Genomic DNA, 17,410 nt, shown 5'->3' with positions numbered 1-17,410 from the left:
CTCAAGTAAGTATAAGTATTGGAGAAGGGCTTACCGGCTCTCGGAGCCTTAGGTACAAATTTAACTACTTGAGCTCGAAACATTACAAAAGATGAACTCTGCTACCTCTGTGCAGTTCGGCGCCGCAAATCCTGGTGATGCGTTAGTGACGCTTGACCACGAGTGGCGGATCACCCAGGTTAACCGGGAGATGGCTCAGCTTAATCACCTTTCGCCTGAGGCAATGATTGGCAAAACTTGCTGGGAGTTGTGGCCCTGGTCCATTGGCACCCAGATCGAACAAGAATATCGCCGTGCAATGGCTGAACAGGTAGGAGCCCAGTTTGAAATTTTACATGAGCCCTTAAATCTCTGGCTAGAAATCAATATCGACCCCTGCCCAGAGGGTTTAAGCATTAACCTTCGAGACATTACTCAGCGCAAATGTACAAAAGAACCTGGCCAGCCAAATGAAGCCCTACTTCATACTATCCTTGATAGAGCGAGGGCTGCTATTACCAGGGTGCGTATCACGGCCAATAGAGATTGGGAGGGAATCTACTTCTCTTCTGGCGTTGAGCTAGTCTTCGGCTATTCAGAAGCGGAACTCACAGCCGTCAAAAACCTATGGTTCTCTAGAGTATTGCCTGACGATTTGGAGAAGATTATTCAGTCTTCCTTTGCCGATACTTTTCCTGAACGTAGTTGTACTTCAGAATTTCGCTTTCGCCACAAGGATGGCTCTCTGCGCTGGATCCTGCGATCTTCTATCTCTCAAAAGGATCCAGTAGACAACTGCTGGATAGTGACCAGTGTAAATGTCGACATCACAGAGCAAAAACATACAGAAAAGGCACGAAGGGAAAGCGAGCAGTTCTTGCGCAGCATCTATGAGAACATCGGCGAGTCAATCTTTGTAGTAGATGTTTTGGAGGACGGAGAATTTTGCTATGTCGGTTTGAATCCAGCTCACGAACAGATTACTGGCATCCACTCGGATGTTCTTCGAGGCAAAACTCCTGAGCAGGTTTTGCCACCGGCTGCTGCCGCCGCAGTCCGTCAACGCTACTTGGAATGTGTGCAATCTGGCACCTCCGTCACCTACGAAGAGTGCTTGCCATTTCAGGGGCAAGAGACTTGGTGGTTGACGACCTTAACGCCATTACGCAATATCGACTCCCACATCTATCAACTAATTGGAACTAGCGTTAATATCACTGCTCACAAACAAGCAGAAGCGGCTCTACAAAACCGGACGCTTCGAGAACAAGCGCTCAACCGGGTCATTCAAACAATTCGCAATTCTTTGGACTTAAGCATCGTTTTCTCGACAGCCGTTTCTGAGATTTGTAACCTTCTTCAGGCTGAGCGGTCCCATATCGCCCAATATTTGCTAGAGCAGCAGATTTGGCGTAACGTCGCAGATTACCACCGAGATGTGAATTCCCCTGATGCTTTGGGTCTAGAAATCCCTGATCAGGGCAATAAGATTGCGGCAAAACTCAAGCGGCTGGAGATCATTCGGGTCGACAATTCACAGGCCATCGACGATGAAATCAATCGAGAATTGGCTCAATCATTTCCCGGTGCCTGGTTATTGATTCCCTTGTATTTTGACTCCGCAACCTCAGCGAGCCCATCCCAAAAGCTCTGGGGAACCCTCGGTTTAACCAGGACAAAGCAACCTTCTGCTTGGCAAGATTGGGAAGTTGAATTAGCCTGTGCAGTCGCTGATCAATTGGCAATTGCGATTCAGCAGGCAAACACCTTTGAAAAAGCACAGGTGGAGCTAGCAGAACGGCAGCGGGCTGAGGAAGCGCTCTCTTGGCAAGCTGAGCAGGAACGCCTAGTAGGAGCAATTGCCCAACGCATTCGCCAATCTTTGGACCTCGATGAGATTCTCAACGTTACTGTCAATGAGGTCCGCCAATTTCTTCAGGCTGACCGAGTATTGATTTATCGCTTTGAGCCTAACTGGGATGGAATAATGACGGTGGAATCAGTTATTGCTCCCTGGCGGGCTGTCCTGGGAACAACTGTTAAAGATCCTTGCTTTAAAGCGGAGCAGGCCCAGACTTATCACCAAGGCCGCATCCAGGTCATAGAAGATCTTTATACTGCCGATCTAGATCCCTGTTATGTTTCTCTGCTGGAGCAGTTTCAGATTAGAGCAAATCTGGTTGTTCCCATTATTCATGGTGAGCTTCTTTGGGGACTGTTGTTAGTTCATCATTGTTCAGAACCTAGGCAGTGGCAGCAGTTAGAAATTGATTTACTACAGCGGTTAGCCACTCAGGTGGGAATTGCAGTTCAGCAGTCAGAGCTTTATCGACAAACGCAAGTTGAACTAACCGACCGTAAGCGAGCAGAGAGAGCCTTACGAGAGAGTGAAGCTGCCTTACAGCAGCAACTACAGCGAGCATTATTACTGAAACAGATTACTGAAGAGATTCGCGGTAGCTTGGATGCTCAGCAGATTTTTCACACCACTGTCACTCAATTGGGTCAAGCGTTGTGCGTCAACTGTTGTCAAATTTACACCTATATTGCTGAGGCTGAAGCTCACTTACTCTTGGTCGCAGAATACTGTGAGCCTGACTGTACTTTAGTGTCCAATCTTGAAATTTTTGTTCAAGGTAACCCTTACGCTGAGCAATTGCTGGCTCAGGACCAAGCAATTGTGTCTTTAACGAATCAACATCCCCTACTGGTCTCAGCAGCTCATTTAGGCAAGTCACTCGATTTGAAATCAATATTGACTGTGCGAACTTCTTCGCAGGGGCAGCCTAATGGCCTAATCTGTGTGCATCAATACGACAATTCCCGTCAGTGGACCGAAGCAGAAATTGAGCTAATGGAAGCTGTCGCAGCCCAGGTTGGTATTGCCCTCAGCCAAGCTCGATTGCTAGAGCAAGAGAAGACACAGAGGCAATTGTTAACTGAGCAGAATCTAGCCTTGGAGCAAGCGCGTCAGGCAGCAGAAGCAGCGAATCAGGCGAAGAGTGAGTTTCTGGCGATGATGAGCCACGAAATTCGCACACCGATGAATGCGGTCATTGGCATGACCAGTTTACTCTTAGGCACTACACTCGATGCTAAGCAGCGGGATTTTGTTGAGACGATTAGTAGCAGTGGTGATGCTTTACTAGCGGTCATCAACGACATTCTAGACTTCTCCAAAATCGAGTCTGGCAAGCTAGAGCTAGAGAACCAGCCCTTCAATCTCCAGAGCTGCCTTGAGGAATCCCTAGATTTACTAGCATCTCAAGCCGCTCAGAAAAACTTGAAGCTCTCCTATCGCATAGAGCCCAATCTCCCGAACCTGATTGTGGGAGATGTCACCCGGGTGCGTCAGGTTCTGGTTAATCTGCTCAGCAATGCTGTTAAGTTCACTCCCGCTGGGGAAGTGGTTGTCTCCGTTAAAGCTAACCGCTTTGAGGCGGAGGGTTCCGGTAACTATGTACCAGGAGTATCAGGATGTGAGCTTCGCTTTGCGATTAGTGATACCGGCATTGGCATTCCGCTAGACCGTTTGAATCAGCTATTCCAACCTTTTAGGCAGGTCGACTCTTCAACTAGCCGTCAATATGGAGGCACCGGTTTGGGACTAGCGATCAGCAAACGGCTGACCGAAATGATGGGAGGCCAAATTTGGGTCGAGAGTGAGGTCGGTCGTGGCTCCACTTTTTATTTCAGCATGCTGGCCCAGCTGAACCCTGAGCCTACGAACCAGCTTTCAGCGCCAGTAAACTCGCGGGCCTTGAGAACACCCATCGACCCTGATCTAGCCTGCAAGCTTCCCTGGAGAATTCTGCTAGCCGAAGACCATGCCGTTAATCAGAAAATGGTTCGGCTTCTCTTGCAGCAGTTGGGCTACCGCGTGGATATCGCAGGCAACGGCTTGGAGGTGCTTCAAGCCTTGCACCGCCAGCCCTATGATGTTGTGCTGATGGACGTACAAATGCCTGAGATGGATGGTCTGGAAGCTACCCATCGTATCTTGCAAGACTGGCAACCCAGTGAGCGACCCTGGATTATCGCTTTGACCGCCAATGCCACCCGAGACGCACAAGTAAAGTGCCGAGCCGCAGGCATGGATGATTATCTCAGCAAGCCTGTTCGCATTGAGGAACTCACCCAAGCCTTAAGCAGAGTGCGAGGGTCTGACACTCCAGGCAGACAACCTTATCTTGAAAGCCTGCTCGACCAGAAGACTCAGTTGCAGGACTCGGCAATGTCTCAAGCAATGTCTCAAGCACTGGCCCTAGCACCATCCCCAACCCTACCCCCGACACTGACCTCAGTAGAAGCGATCGACCACCAGTCGCTGCAACGATTGAAGGGAATGCTGGAAGCAGGCGGTCCAGATGCGATGGCGGGCATTATCAGGAGTTATTTGAATCGGGCTCCCGCTTTGCTAAAAGAGATTGGCATAGCAATTGCTAACCAGGATGCTGTTGCTTTAGAAAATTCGGCCCATGCCTTTAAATCCACAAGTGGCAATTTTTATGCCATGGGGTTAGTGAAAATTTGTCAGCACCTAGAAGATGCTGGTCGATCTGGCAAAACGGTCGGACTATCTGTATTAGTATCACAGCTAGAAGCTGAGTATGAGAGAGTCAAACTCGTGCTGCAACTTGAATCCCAACAGAGCTAGGGATAGGGAGATGACCACCTGTGAACTTAAGGCAAATACCTAGGTCCAAACCTAAAATTCTCGTCATTGATGACGATCCAATTCTGTGCGAGATTCTGAACAATGTTCTGGCCCAACAGGGCTACCTGGTCAGTGTAGCTGGGGACGGAGAACAGGGTCTTGCCCAAGCTCAAGCCCAACCGCCTGAACTGATTATTTGTGATTGGATGATGCCCGGCATGGATGGGTTGGAGCTTTGCCGTCGGGTCAAGGCAGATGCCAGTTTGGGTATGCCCTTTTTCATTCTGCTCACGGCCCGGAGCGGCAAGGGTGACTTGATCCGGGGACTGGATATGGGAGCGGACGAATTTCTTGCCAAGCCCGTGGACCCAGAGGAATTACAGGCCCGAGTACGAGCGGGTCTACGGCTTCATTACTTGAGCCAGGAGCTTCAGACTCAGAAGCAGCACTTGGAGACAGAACTGGCTCGGGCAGCAGAGTATGTGCATTCGTTGCTACCTGCCCCACTACAGTCGTCTACAGACTCAGGCTTGTCCTTACAGATCCGCTGGCGCTTCATTCCCTCAGCTCAGTTAGGGGGCGACTGCTTTAACTATCACTGGCTGGACCCAGACCATCTTGCTGTGTATTTGCTAGATGTATCGGGGCACGGCGTTGGGGCAGCGCTACTCTCCGTATCGGTGATTAATTTGTTGCGCTCCCGCTCTCTACCAGTGGATTTCTACAAACCGGACCGAGTTTTGGTGGCGCTTAACGAAGCTTTTCCGATGGCTGATAACGATGGCTTGTGGTTCACTCTGTGGTACGGCGTGATCGACCGGAAGTTGAAGCGTTTGACCTATGCTAGTGCTGGGCACCCGCCTGCTGTTCTCTTAGCAGAAGGACAAAAGCCCGTACGCCTGCGTGTACCAGCAATACCTGTGGGCTTAAAGTCAAAGTTTTCCTATGTTAGTGCAACTCAAGTTCTGCCCGAAGTAGGACGCCTCTACTTGTTTAGTGATGGTGTATACGAACTAATGAATTCTGAAGACCAGGCGTGGGGAATGGAGGCGTTTATTCAGGCTTTAACGATTAGTGATACCCAGGAAGAACCAGCTCAAGTTTTGGATCGAATGCTTCAGCAAGCTTACACCTTTCAAGGTAGTTCGCAGTTAGAGGACGATTTATCGCTGGTTCAAATCTGTCTAGAGGCTTAATTAACCTTCGACAGACAGAAACAGCATAAAACGCAGGAGCAGTGAACTGACCAACGTATCGACCTGAAGCTTGCAGCACCATAGGACAGCAGTAAGTTCATCTGCTTTTTAGTTAAAAATTTGCAAGCCTGTTAACTCACAGCAGCAGTTGTTGTTGGATTAGTCCTGCCTGGGCGTGATCGAGAAGCAGCCAGTAGTTACAATCCTGTGGGCGGATTAGTTTACAACTAAACACAATTACGCAAAGTAGTTAGTTGTAGAATTGTAGAAATTGCTACCAATTTATCTTTTGCCTGCGATCTGTAGTTCTGTAGGCCAGCACAATTCTATATTGTGCTGACCAAACCTTTTGCATTTCACACAGCGAGTTGGCGGCAAGTTTTGGGTTGATAAGTCAACCCAATTGTCAAGCTATTTAAGGAATAAAAGCATGCTCTCGAAAAAACGAGCGATCAGAAAGAAGCCAGCAACTTCTCACCTCATTTTCATTACGGGTGCGGCAGCACTCGGTGGCTTCTTGTTTGGTTTTGATACTGCTGTGATCAACGGCGCAGTAGCGGCCCTACAAAGAGCATTCAACGCCACCAGTCTTCAAACGGGTTTTGCTGTGTCTGGTGCCCTGGTTGGGTCCGCAATCGGAGCCTTTTTTGCTGGCCAAATTGCCGATCGCTATGGGCGAGTCAAAGCTATGGTGGTTGCTTCAGTGCTGTTTACCCTCAGTGCCATTGGGTCTGGTATTGCCTTTGGCACCACGGATTTCATTTTTTGGCGCTTACTAGGAGGGCTGGGGGTGGGGGCTGCTAGTGTGATCGCGCCTGCTTACATTGCAGAAGTGTCACCCGCGCATCTGCGGGGTAGGTTGGGCTCGCTTCAGCAATTGGCGATCGTGGTCGGGATTTTCCTCGCCCTGATGTCAGATTATGCGATTGCAACCTTGGCCGGTTCAGCTGAATCTCCATTTTGGTTTGGCATAGCTGCTTGGCGCTGGATGTTTTGGACTGAGATCCCACCAGCGGTGCTCTATGGGGTAGCCGCTTTAATGATTCCTGAATCTCCCCGCTATCTGGTTGCGCAAGGCCGAGAGACAGAAGCTGCCGCCGTGCTGGCTCAAGTTGAGGGAGGCGATGTCGAAACCAAAGTCCAGCAAATCCGACAGACAGTTCTGCGTGAGCGCAAACCCGCGTTCTCTGACCTACTCAGCAGAAGGGGCGGTTTGTTGCGGATTGTTTGGATCGGTATAGGCCTATCTGTGTTTCAACAATTCGTTGGCATCAACGTGATCTTTTACTACAGCAGCGTTCTATGGCGAGCCGTTGGCTTCTCAGAGGCAAATTCCCTGACAATCACCGCTATCACTGGTGCTGTCAATATTGTGACGACCTTGATCGCGATTGCCTTTGTGGATAAGTTTGGGCGCAAACCCTTGCTCATTTTGGGTTCCATCGGCATGACAGTGACGCTGGGCACCCTAGCTTCTGTGTTTGGCAGCGCTCAAGTAGATGTGGCGGGTAATCCAACACTCAGTGGGGCAGCAGGCATTACAGCTCTGCTTGCCGCTAACCTCTACGTCTTCTGCTTTGGTTTCTCCTGGGGACCAATTGTTTGGGTCATGTTAGGAGAAATGTTTAATAACAAACTTCGAGCGGCTGCCCTTTCGCTTGCTGCTGCAGTTCAGTGGATGGCAAATTGGCTGGTGTCGACAACCTTCCCCCCGCTTCTCCAATATTTTGGGCTGGGTACTGCCTATGGCCTATATACAACAGCGGCAGCCATCTCCCTCTTTTTCGTTCTCTTCTTTATCAAAGAAACCAAAGGTATGGAGTTAGAAGAAATGTGAGCTTTGTATTCTTCTGTTGTTAAAATCATTCCTGCTTTTTGTGTTGGATACGAAAAGAATGCCAGGTCACCCTACTCAGGGATTGACCTGGCATTCGCTTAAGTGAGCAAGATAATGACCCTAGAAAACGCTTATTAACTTCGAATAGTTTTGATACTGTCACTTAATCAAGCTTGCATTTATGCCTATTTCAGATATGTAAGCTAACCATGCAGCTAATTGCCAGCAGCCCACCAGCTATATGAACTAGCTTTAGCAACTGTTCAAGAGGCTTTATGAGAAAGCTCTAATCTGGGCTCAAGCTCCCTCTAACTTGGATGAGGTATCTTCTTGTTAGTGATACCGTTGAATAACCGATAGCTCAGTCTCCACATCGAAGCAAGCATGAACAGACGCATATTTTTGGGAACTGGTATCATTGTTGGTATAGCCTGGACGCTGCCCTATTTACTAAAGGATTCAGACAGTATGGCAACCTCAAAGAATGAGAGTTTCGAGATTACCAAGACAGATGCAGAGTGGCAAAAAACTCTAACACCAGCACAATTTCAGGTTCTGCGCAAACATGGTACAGAACGCGCAGGAACAAGCCCGCTCGACAAGATTTATGAGCCAGGCACTTATGTCTGTGCCGCCTGTGAACTGCCCCTCTTTACTTCGGAAACTAAGTTCAACAGTCGTACAGGCTGGCCCAGCTTCTACGCACCCATTGAAGGGGCGATTGGGACTTCAGTTGATCGTTCATTTTTTGCGGTCCGAACCGAGGTGCATTGCCATCGCTGTGGTGGGCACTTGGGCCACGTCTTTGATGATGGTCCTGCACCAACTGGCAAGCGCTACTGCATGAATGGGGTTGCGCTTGAATTTGCTCCAGCTGATTCAGAAGCATCATAGCTACCCCACACGTACGTTCAAACTGAGGCTTGCACGGCACTCCCTTGGGCTATGTAATTGCGCCAGCCGCCCCAGTGGGTAATTTCTAATTGGTTTTGACAGAGGACTGGCTCTCCCAAAACGCCGAGAACCATCTCTCCGTCAGACAAACGAATCTTGCCAATACATAGCCCCGGTGGTTCCTGCAACAAAATTTGGCCAAGACCGGCCATTGGTACTGCCCAAATCTCTACAGCAATTGCAGCACCCCCCCTGCTTACCCGTAGCATTGCTGGATGACGGTTCTGAATTGACCAGAGCCGATAGGTCGGTTCGGTTGTTGTCTCACGCGTAAAGATTGCACCAACGGCTAGAAGATTGCCGTTTAGTTCTAATCCCCGCATTAGCGTGCCATTGACGGCAAATTGCACCACTTCCGATCTCATAGGTCTGTTGCTCTACTTGCCGCTCCAGTGAACAAATCGCTTTTCAATCAACAGAAAAAACACATTCAAGACATAACCCAGAAGACCAGTAATCAGGATTGAAGCATACATATCTTTCACGTTCAGCACCTGCTGAGCATCGATGATCCGTTTGCCCAAACCCTGTTCGGTACCAATAAACATCTCGGCCACAATCACAATTACCAAAGCAATACTAATGCCACTGCGTAAGCCAATAAAGGTTTGCGGGAGGCTCTCCCACAGCAACACATCTTTAAAAACGCGCCACTGATTAGCTCCCATCACTTTGGCCGCTAAAATTCGAGAGCGCTTAGCATTGATCACCCCATAAGCACTATTGAAGAGAATCAGTAGCAAGGCACTAAAAGCCGCAATCGTCACCTTGCTCAGATCGCTCACCCCAAAAAACAAGATGAACATTGGAATGAGAGCGCTAGCAGGTGTGGAGCGAAAAAAGTCAATCAAAAACTCGACACTGCGATAAACAGGTTCGGAGCTGCCCAAAGCAACGCCTAAAGGCACACCAATCACTGCCGCTAGTGCAAATGCCTCAAAGGTGCGCACCACTGTTGCGGTGAAATCAACCAGCATTGTACCGCCGAATGTTTCTTGCAGCAGGGTACTAAAGGTCGCTAGAGGCGTCGGCAACAAAACTGGATTGACCCAACCCGAGACGGCAATCCACCACCAAGCCACGAATAGTAAAATGACGCCAACTAGAGGTTGGGCTCGATGGATGATCTTTTTCAAAGAGGTCAGTTTGGTGATGCGGCTAGTTGAGCTGGGAAGCAATTGAGGTGTCATCGACGCATCTCCTGGCGAAAGACCTCTAGGCAATGGCTGCTCACCTGGATAAATTCAGGGCTGGAGAGTGTCTCTGGCGTACGTGGTCGAGGCACCGTAAATTTGACCTTCTTCACTAAATGAGTCGGGCGCTTGCTAAGCAATAGAATCGTGTCAGCAAGATAGACTGCTTCTTCGAGATTGTGAACCACCATCACCATTGGCACCCCAGAAGCCATGAAAATCTGCTGCAATTTCTCCCGCACAAACAGCGTCATTTCGAAATCTAGAGCTGAGAATGGCTCATCTAGAAACAACACTTCCGGCTCAGCGACCAACGCCCGCAGAATAGCGATCAGCTGCTGTTGCCCACCGGAAAAACTGTAGGGATAGCGTTTGAGATCGAGTTTGATATCAAACGCTGCAATCATCTTCTCGACCTGCTGACGGCGTCCACGCTCTGGTACGCCTTTAACTTTGAGTGGATAGGCAATATTCTCAAAGGCACTGAGCCAGGGAAACAGTGAGTCTCGATAGTTCTGGAAGACGTAGCCAATCCTTGCCCGACGGATCGGCTTGCCGTTAATTAAAACTTGGCCGCGATCGAAGGGCATCAGACCACTAACCATATTGATCAAGGTTGATTTACCACAGCCATTGGGGCCAAAAATAGAAATGAGCTGGTTGCTGGGCAACTCTAGATCAAAATCCTCATACAGAACTTGCCCAGCGAATGACTTGCATAAGCCGTTGATGCTAATACAAGACTGAAGCTGCTCTGGACTCGGACTGGAGCTGACTTCTAGCATCGAGTTGCCTCACTCTTTGTACAACAAAGCAGCCACATCTACCTTTCTAGAGAAGACGGCTTTCTCCTGTAGGTAGTCAAAGAACGACTGAAAATACTCAATATCTGAAGGTGTAAATTCGTCGTAGAGCATGTAGTTGGGCAGAGGCACTGCTTTAGTTAGCTCACCCTCAATCGCGGTATAGCCCGCAAGATATTGCCGTGCCTCTTCTGGGTTACTGCGAATATCTTCAATACCCCGTCGATAGACAGCAATATACTTCTTAGCAGCTTCAGGATTTTCATTAAGAAACTGCGTGCTTAGAGTAGCGGAACCACCATGCCAAGCTGCTTTTGGGCTACCCAGGATGTATTTGGCAATGACCCCAGATTCTAAAGTGCGAGTAATGCCTTTCAAACTGCCAATAGTACCGGTCGGCTCTAATGTATAAGCCGCGTCGATTTGACCTGAAGCAATGGCAGCCACATGCTGCTTAATGTCTAGCGGCGTGACCTGAGGGTTTTGAATTCCATTTTTCTCTAAAATGCCTTTTGCTAGAGCCTGGTTTTGCGCTCCGGGGCCAGAGGCCACCTTCTTGCCCTGCAACTCAGCAATACTCTGGATCGGGCTGTCTTTGGCAACAATCACCTGGTCCAAAACATAATCGGCGTTACTGGGATTGGTAGCAATTACCTTGAACAGGCCTGGTTGCAAAATTTCACCTAGGGCTAGGTTGCCTGAACCTGTGCCGTTGGCTGACCCCTGGACTCGTCCGGCGATCAGCCCTTCAACCACCTGCTGGGCTCCCGCAAATTTAGCCGCTTCAACGTCTAAACCGGCCTCTTTGAAATAGCCTTTCTCAGCTGCCAAATACAGGGGCAAACCAGCCGCGATCGGCCAGTAGCCAATCGTAATTTTGATAGCCTTTGCCGAAGCACCTGAGGAGGAATTCGCTGCCGAAGTTGTCGTCTGAGCGCCAGATTGGGAAGACGAGGCCGTTGTACAACCGTGTGCAGCAGAGACTAAGAGTGCGCCCGCACCCATTTGTAGAAAAGTTCGTCGATCAACGCTCATGTCAGTCCTCAAATAAAACCATAAAGGTTACTGAAAAATACAAAGTTCCTATTCTCGGCATCGCCCTGTTGCCCTCAGGTGGTAATCAAGTTACAAGACAGCGGTGAAGAAAATGGGAAGAAAGCGGGGAGGAATTGAGTAGAGTCCAACCAAACTCTGTGTGGCTCGGCTATGACTCTGGCCTCAGTGCTTTAATCCCAAGGTTTCAAAACTTGGAATCTCAAGCCTCAAAAATTCAAGCCTCAAGATTTCCAGCATCAAGATCTCAGGCCCTACTCTGCCCACGATTCAGTCGCAGTGTTGCTAGCCCGTCAGACTTTGCCCAGACAGATCGAGTCTCTAGGCAGATCTGCGGGCAGATGACCAAAGAAAGCCAGAGCCTGAATTGAATGGACAAAATGCACATAAACCAAAAAGAGCCCCTTATCAGCCGGATCGCCGCATAGCAGCTTAATCACAGTTGAAAAAAGGCTCTCCTGAGTCAGGGCTCAGAGTTGTATTGTCAAGCACACTTAGCTGTGCCTGTGGTGAGGGCGACTTCTATATTTTCAAGTGGGTTTTGAGCAGAATCTCAGTAGTTATAGTTCCCATGGGTATAACGGGGCGGCGTCAACTCGTCGAAGTCGAAATCGTCCAAGGCCTCAGTCGGCTCCAGCTCATCTTCCTCTAGAACTTCGGCATCTAATAAAGCCAGCTCCACCTCTCGTAAGCTCATCCAAAGGCCCGTGCCAGTGCGGGTTGGCTCTAGAAAACGGGCAAAGAACCAGGGCGGTGAGGTGGGTTGCTCGATTTCGGCCTGGACGCGTCGAGGTGGATCCTCGATCTCTAGCCAGACCCGGCGACCAATCATTTCCTGAGGGGTCCAGATCATCATCCAACCTCTAGATGTGAATCCATCTTATTCCCAGAGTCCCATAAATGGGGTGGGGATCGCTTCAGCGCTAGGGTATAGGTTTTCAGGATTGAAATCCTTAGGATCTGCCCTAGGAGGGGCTTTGGCTAGCTGCAACTTTCTTGGTACCAGTGGTTTTCTTGGTGCTGCTGCGCGTGCTGGTTTTGCTGGTCGTGGTCTTGCTGGTCCGGCTGGTGGTTTTACCCTTCTTGGTGGACTTGGTGCCCTCTTTGGCTGCCAGCAATTCAACCGCCTGCTCCAGAGTCAAGTCATCAGGAGACTGATCCTTGGGTAGGGAGACGTTGGTCTTGCCATGCTTGACGTAGGGACCGTACTGGCCGTTGTAGAGGTTGACGGGTTCTTGGTCAGCTGGGTGGGCTCCCAATTCCCGTAAAGGCTTAGCGTTGGCAGTGCGCTTACCCCGACCTGCCTTAGGCTGGGCCAAGAGTTCTAGGGCTCGCTTCAGCTCAATAGCAAGCACATCATCTTCAGCCTTGAGTGAGCGATAGTCTTTGCCTTCCTTGCCCATGTCGTGCACGATGTATGGCCCAAAGCGGCCTAAGCCCGCCTGCACCTTCCGGCCCGTATCTGGGTGCTCGCCCAGAGTGCGAGGCAACGAAAGCAGCCCAACAGCTAGCTCCAGCGTGACCTTATCCGGCGTTACGCCTTTAGGTAAAGAAGCCCGCTTCGGTTTGGGAGCGTTCTTATCCTTATCATCGCTGTCATCCCCCAACTGCACGTAGGGGCCGTACTGACCCGTCTTCAGGTAAATGGGCTCACCCGTTTCAGGATGACGACCAACCTGGTCAGGACCTTCGGTTTTCTGGCGCAGTAGAATCTCAACCTGTTCAGGGTCTAAATCCGCAGGCGCGGCATCTTTGGGCAGCGAGGCCGTAACCGTGCCTTCAGGCTTCTCGACCTCTATGTAAGGACCGAAGCGGCCAATGCGGACCTTACCCTCTAGGCCCTCCAGGCTGACAGTGCGAGCCTGAGCCGGGTCGATCTGGCTATCTCGCTCTTTGACCTGCGTTTCTAGACCTTCCTTGCCCAGGTAGAACTCTTCCAGGTAAGGCAACCACTTAGCTTCGCCTGTCGCAATCTCGTCCAGAGTTTGCTCCATCCGGGCGGTGAAGCGGCTGTCTACCAGACTGGGAAAGTGCTCTTCTAGCAGGGAAGTTACCGCAAAGGCTGTGAACGTGGGCGCGAGCGCCTGACCCTGCATCTGGGCGTAGCCCCGGTCGATGATCGTACCGATGATGCTGGCATAGGTGCTAGGCCGACCGACGCCCTCACTTTCTAGGGTCTTCACCAGCGAGGCTTCCGTGTAGCGAGCAGGCGGCTGGGTTTCGTGACCAATCGCTTCTAGCCCGTCACAGTTGGGTTTGTCCCCGACCTTGAGATCGGGCAGGATGACCTCTTGGTCTTCCAATGCCGCTTCGGGATCGTCGGAACCCTCGACATAGGCTCGGAAGAAGCCTGGGAAGTCGATGCGCTTACCAGAGGAGCGGAACACCGCATCCTCTACTTGAATGTTGATTGTGATGCTGGTCTGGCGGGCATCGGCCATCTGGCAAGCTACGGTGCGCTTCCAAATCAGGTCATAGAGAGCAAACTCGCGGCCTGATAAGCCAGTTTGCTGCGGCGTACGGAAGCTAGAGCCTGCTGGACGGATGGCCTCGTGGGCTTCTTGCGCTCCCTTGCTCTTGGTCGTGTACTGACGGGGACTAGGACTGAGATAGTTGGCGCCGTACATCTGCTCCACGCAGTTACGTGCCGCTGTGATTGCCTGCTCCGACAGATGGACCGAGTCCGTCCGCATGTAGGTGATGTAGCCCTGCTCGTAGAGGCTCTGAGCGACGCGCATGGTGTCGCGAGCGCTCAACCGCAGTTTGCGGTTAGACTCCTGCTGCAAGGTGGAGGTGGTGAAGGGCGGCGAGGGCTTGCGAGTGTTAGGTTTCTCTTCTTTAGTGCTGACTGTCCAGGTTTGACTGAGTAGGCGCTCACGCAGGGACTGAGCTTGCGCTTCATCCAGCAGCACTACCTGACGACCGGCGATGATTTGCCCTGTAGCTTCATCGAAATCGCGGCCAGTAGCGACCTTAACTCCACCTAGCGTGGTCAACTGAGCGTCAAAGCGGCTCTTGCTGTGGCTGAGGTTAGCTTTGAGATCCCAATAGCTACCAGTTCTGAAGGCACGCCGCTCTCGTTCGCGTTGGACTAGCAGGCGTACAGCTACCGACTGCACTCGTCCAGCCGATAAGCCCCAAGCGATTTTCTTCCACAGTAGGGGGGAGAGCGTGTAGCCTACCAAGCGGTCGAGAACCCGCCGCGTTTCCTGCGCTCGAACTAGTCGGTCGTCTACGCTACGGCAGTTATTTAGGGCTCGGTGAATCGCCTCTTCGGTGATCTCGTGAAACACCATGCGCTTGACCGGCACCTTGGGGTTGAGCAGTTGCAGCAGGTGCCAGGAAATGCTCTCGCCTTCACGGTCTTCGTCCGTTGCCAGAACTAACTCGTCGGCTGCCTTGAGCGCATCCTTGAGTTCCTTAACAACTTTTTTCTTTTCCTTCGGGACCACATAAAGTGGCTCGAAGCCGTGAGCGACATTCACGCCCAAGCGAGCCCAATCTTCGCCTTTGACAGCGCTTGGAATTTCACTGGCATCTCCCGGTAGGTCCCGCACATGACCCATCGAGGCTTCCACCCGATAGCCAGCAGGCAGGAAATTGCGGATAGTGCGTGCCTTTGTGGGCGATTCAACGATAACCAGAGTTGACATGGACGGTTCGAGAGAAGACGGTTCGAGGAAGGCTGAGCGTTCTGAGAGCACCCGGGCAGCTAGAAAGGCTGCTTGGAGCTGAGACTGAGGTAACGGGATCTGGGGACAGGTCCTGCTGAGTCAAGCAGTTCTACATTACTCTTCCTCCTCTTATAGCGAATCAACACATACGTTAAAGAGATTCTTAGGAGCAGACCTGAAAGTAAAGTTCCAGTCTGGGCGGAAATGCGGAGTAAAATTCAGCCTAGAGCACCCAGCTCACTTTGCCTTACCAGAGGCTAGACAGGTTCACCGGAACTCTGCCGACTGGGCTTTTCCTGCCGTTTGATTTCTCCCTTGACTCTATGGATTTTGCAAATCTTACAGCCCAGCTCAATGCTGGAACGATCTTGCCCGAAGGGATCGTGACCGTGACCCTGCTGGTGGTTCTGTTGGGCGATCTGATCGGCGGTCGTGCATCCAATCGTTGGACTCCCTACCTTTCGATTGCTGGCCTGCTGGGCGCAGTGGTCGCTCTGTACTACCAGTGGGACGCAACTAATACCGTTGCTTTCCTAGGCAGCTTCAACAGCGATGCTCTCAGTCTGGTCTTCCGGGGCATTGTAGCGCTATCGGCAGCGGTGACGGTGCCCATGTCGATTCGCTACGTGGAGCAGTCAGGAACCTCGGTAGCCGAGTTTCTGGCGATTCTAATGACGGCAACCATGGGCGGCATGTTGCTGTCTGGTTCTGAGGAGCTGGTACTGATCTTCATCGCTTTGGAGACGCTCAGTATTTCCTCTTACCTGCTCACGGGCTACATGAAGCGTGACCCTCGCTCCAATGAGGCGGCGCTGAAGTATCTGCTGATCGGCGCTTCGAGCACAGCAGTATTTCTGTACGGGATGTCTCTACTGTACGGGCTCTCCGGCGGTCAGACACGCTTGAGCGAAATTGCAGTGACGACAGCAGAGGGTCTTTCAGACGGCACGGGTAATGCCCTGGGGCTCCTGATGGCGTTGGTATTCGTGATTGCGGGGATCTGCTTCAAGCTGGCGGCAGTACCCTTTCACCAGTGGACGCCGGACGTGTATGAGGGCTCACCTACACCAGTTGTGGCCTTCTTATCAGTTGGGTCTAAGGCAGCTGGCTTTGCCCTGGCGATTCGCTTCATGGCTGTTGGCTTTCCAGCTTTAAGCGACCAGTGGCAGTACGTGTTCACGGTGCTGGCCCTCCTGAGCATGGTGCTAGGTAATGTGGTGGCGGTAGCGCAAACTAGCATGAAGCGCCTGCTGGCTTACTCCTCAATTGGGCAAGCTGGCTTCGTAATGATTGGTCTGGTGGTGGGCAGCGATGCGGGCTACGCCAGTATGGTTTTTTATCTGCTGGTCTACCTGTTCATGAACCTGGGCGCCTTCACCTGCGTGATCCTGTTCTCGCTGCGCACGGGCACCGACCAGATCAGTGAGTATTCGGGCCTCTATCAGAAAGACCCATTGCTGACCCTGGGCTTGAGCATTTGCCTGCTGTCCCTGGGCGGTATTCCACCACTGGCGGGCTTTTTTGGCAAGCTGTATCTGTTCTGGGCCGGTTGGCAGTCGGGAGCTTATGGGCTGGTGTTAGTGGGCCTGCTCACGACTGTGATTTCGATTTACTACTACATCCGGGTCATTCGGATGATGGTGGTCAAAGAACCGCAGGAAATGTCGGAATCGGTGAAAAACTACCCGGCTATTAATTGGGATGTAGCGGGCATGCGACCTTTGCAGGTCAGCCTAATCCTTTCCGTAGTGATTACCACCCTGGCTGGTATTCTCTCCAACCCCCTATTCACCCTGGCCAACACCTCAGTTGAGCGCAGTCCCTACTTGCACGCCAGTGCAACTGCGGAAGTGGCTCAGCCGGTTAAAGATATCCCTACTCAGTTTTAGAGTTGGGGTCAGTTTTAGGGTCTGGGATTCCCACCTAAGGAGAAAGCATTCGGGCTGAAAGTTCCTGAGCCAATCTCAGCTTATTGCCCGAATGCTTTCTCCCGAAAAGGCTCTGACCAAGAGCTACAAGATTGTTTCAGATTGTTCACTTAGCCCTTGGCGCTAAGGTTGAGCC

12 protein-coding genes are annotated in these 17,410 nt (G+C 51.2%); 5 read left to right on the top strand and 7 right to left on the bottom strand.

Annotated elements, in window-relative coordinates; genetic code table 11:
* Positions 1–91 precede the first annotated feature (91 nt).
* From H6F94_RS19590 to msrB, 4 genes are all read left to right on the top strand, one after another.
* Positions 92–4,636: a GAF domain-containing protein gene (locus H6F94_RS19590; RefSeq protein WP_190803895.1), complete on the top strand. Its 4,545-nt coding sequence runs from the start codon at positions 92–94 to the stop codon at positions 4,634–4,636.
* 20 nt (positions 4,637–4,656) lie between these two features.
* Positions 4,657–5,832, top strand: coding sequence for a PP2C family protein-serine/threonine phosphatase (locus tag H6F94_RS19585; RefSeq protein ID WP_313949333.1), 1,176 nt, complete (start codon positions 4,657–4,659; stop codon positions 5,830–5,832).
* 430 nt (positions 5,833–6,262) lie between these two features.
* Entirely contained in the window at positions 6,263–7,669 is a 1,407-nt protein-coding gene (locus tag H6F94_RS19580) for a sugar porter family MFS transporter (protein WP_190803894.1), read from the top strand.
* A gap of 384 nt (positions 7,670–8,053) precedes the next feature.
* Complete coding sequence (gene msrB, locus H6F94_RS19575) at positions 8,054–8,563, top strand: peptide-methionine (R)-S-oxide reductase MsrB (protein ID WP_190803893.1); 510 nt, start codon at positions 8,054–8,056, stop codon at positions 8,561–8,563.
* A 17-nt stretch (positions 8,564–8,580) separates the two neighbouring features.
* Here the strand turns inward: msrB and H6F94_RS19570 are convergent, their stop codons facing one another.
* From H6F94_RS19570 to topA, 7 genes are all read right to left on the bottom strand, one after another.
* Positions 8,581–8,988 carry an allophanate hydrolase-related protein gene (locus H6F94_RS19570; RefSeq protein WP_190803892.1) on the bottom strand — a complete coding sequence of 136 codons (408 nt, stop codon included), beginning with the start codon at positions 8,986–8,988 and terminating at the stop codon, positions 8,581–8,583.
* 12 nt (positions 8,989–9,000) lie between these two features.
* Positions 9,001–9,813 carry an ABC transporter permease gene (locus tag H6F94_RS19565; RefSeq protein ID WP_190803891.1) on the bottom strand — a complete coding sequence of 271 codons (813 nt, stop codon included), beginning with the start codon at positions 9,811–9,813 and terminating at the stop codon, positions 9,001–9,003.
* Positions 9,810–10,601, bottom strand: coding sequence for an ABC transporter ATP-binding protein (locus H6F94_RS19560; RefSeq protein ID WP_190803890.1), 792 nt, complete (start codon positions 10,599–10,601; stop codon positions 9,810–9,812). The genes H6F94_RS19565 and H6F94_RS19560 overlap by 4 nt, the downstream gene beginning before the upstream one ends.
* A 9-nt stretch (positions 10,602–10,610) precedes the next feature.
* Entirely contained in the window at positions 10,611–11,654 is a 1,044-nt protein-coding gene (locus tag H6F94_RS19555; RefSeq protein WP_190803889.1) for an ABC transporter substrate-binding protein, read from the bottom strand.
* A gap of 311 nt (positions 11,655–11,965) precedes the next feature.
* Positions 11,966–12,112, bottom strand: coding sequence for a hypothetical protein (locus H6F94_RS19550; RefSeq protein ID WP_190803888.1), 147 nt, complete (start codon positions 12,110–12,112; stop codon positions 11,966–11,968).
* Between the two features lie 113 nt (positions 12,113–12,225).
* Complete coding sequence (locus H6F94_RS19545; RefSeq protein ID WP_190803887.1) at positions 12,226–12,528, bottom strand: hypothetical protein; 303 nt, start codon at positions 12,526–12,528, stop codon at positions 12,226–12,228.
* A gap of 109 nt (positions 12,529–12,637) precedes the next feature.
* Positions 12,638–15,325: a type I DNA topoisomerase gene (topA, locus tag H6F94_RS19540; RefSeq protein WP_190803886.1), complete on the bottom strand. Its 2,688-nt coding sequence runs from the start codon at positions 15,323–15,325 to the stop codon at positions 12,638–12,640.
* A gap of 344 nt (positions 15,326–15,669) precedes the next feature.
* Here topA and H6F94_RS19535 point away from each other — a divergent pair, with 344 nt between their 5' ends.
* On the top strand, positions 15,670–17,235 hold the full coding sequence (locus H6F94_RS19535) for an NAD(P)H-quinone oxidoreductase subunit N (RefSeq protein ID WP_190803885.1): 1,566 nt from the start codon (positions 15,670–15,672) through the stop codon (positions 17,233–17,235).
* The last annotated feature ends 175 nt before the right edge of the window (positions 17,236–17,410 follow it).

This window comes from Leptolyngbya sp. FACHB-261, from assembly GCF_014696065.1.
Taxonomy (GTDB): domain Bacteria; phylum Cyanobacteriota; class Cyanobacteriia; order FACHB-261; family FACHB-261; genus FACHB-261.
The sequence above is the reverse complement of the archived record's forward strand: the minus strand, read 5'-3'. Positions and strand labels throughout refer to the sequence as shown.

Bases quoted from the DNA above. Each gene is read 5' to 3' on its own strand.
- H6F94_RS19565 (WP_190803891.1), bottom strand. From the start codon at position 9,813: ATGACACCTCAATTGCTTCCCAGCTCAACTAGCCGCATCACCAAACTG.
- H6F94_RS19580 (WP_190803894.1), top strand. From the start codon at position 6,263: ATGCTCTCGAAAAAACGAGCGATCAGAAAGAAGCCAGCAACTTCTCAC.
- msrB (WP_190803893.1), top strand. From the start codon at position 8,054: ATGAACAGACGCATATTTTTGGGAACTGGTATCATTGTTGGTATAGCC.
- H6F94_RS19545 (WP_190803887.1), bottom strand. From the start codon at position 12,528: ATGATGATCTGGACCCCTCAGGAAATGATTGGTCGCCGGGTCTGGCTA.
- H6F94_RS19555 (WP_190803889.1), bottom strand. From the start codon at position 11,654: ATGAGCGTTGATCGACGAACTTTTCTACAAATGGGTGCGGGCGCACTC.
- H6F94_RS19590 (WP_190803895.1), top strand. From the start codon at position 92: ATGAACTCTGCTACCTCTGTGCAGTTCGGCGCCGCAAATCCTGGTGAT.
- H6F94_RS19570 (WP_190803892.1), bottom strand. From the start codon at position 8,988: ATGAGATCGGAAGTGGTGCAATTTGCCGTCAATGGCACGCTAATGCGG.
- topA (WP_190803886.1), bottom strand. From the start codon at position 15,325: ATGTCAACTCTGGTTATCGTTGAATCGCCCACAAAGGCACGCACTATC.
- H6F94_RS19560 (WP_190803890.1), bottom strand. From the start codon at position 10,601: ATGCTAGAAGTCAGCTCCAGTCCGAGTCCAGAGCAGCTTCAGTCTTGT.
- H6F94_RS19535 (WP_190803885.1), top strand. From the start codon at position 15,670: ATGGATTTTGCAAATCTTACAGCCCAGCTCAATGCTGGAACGATCTTG.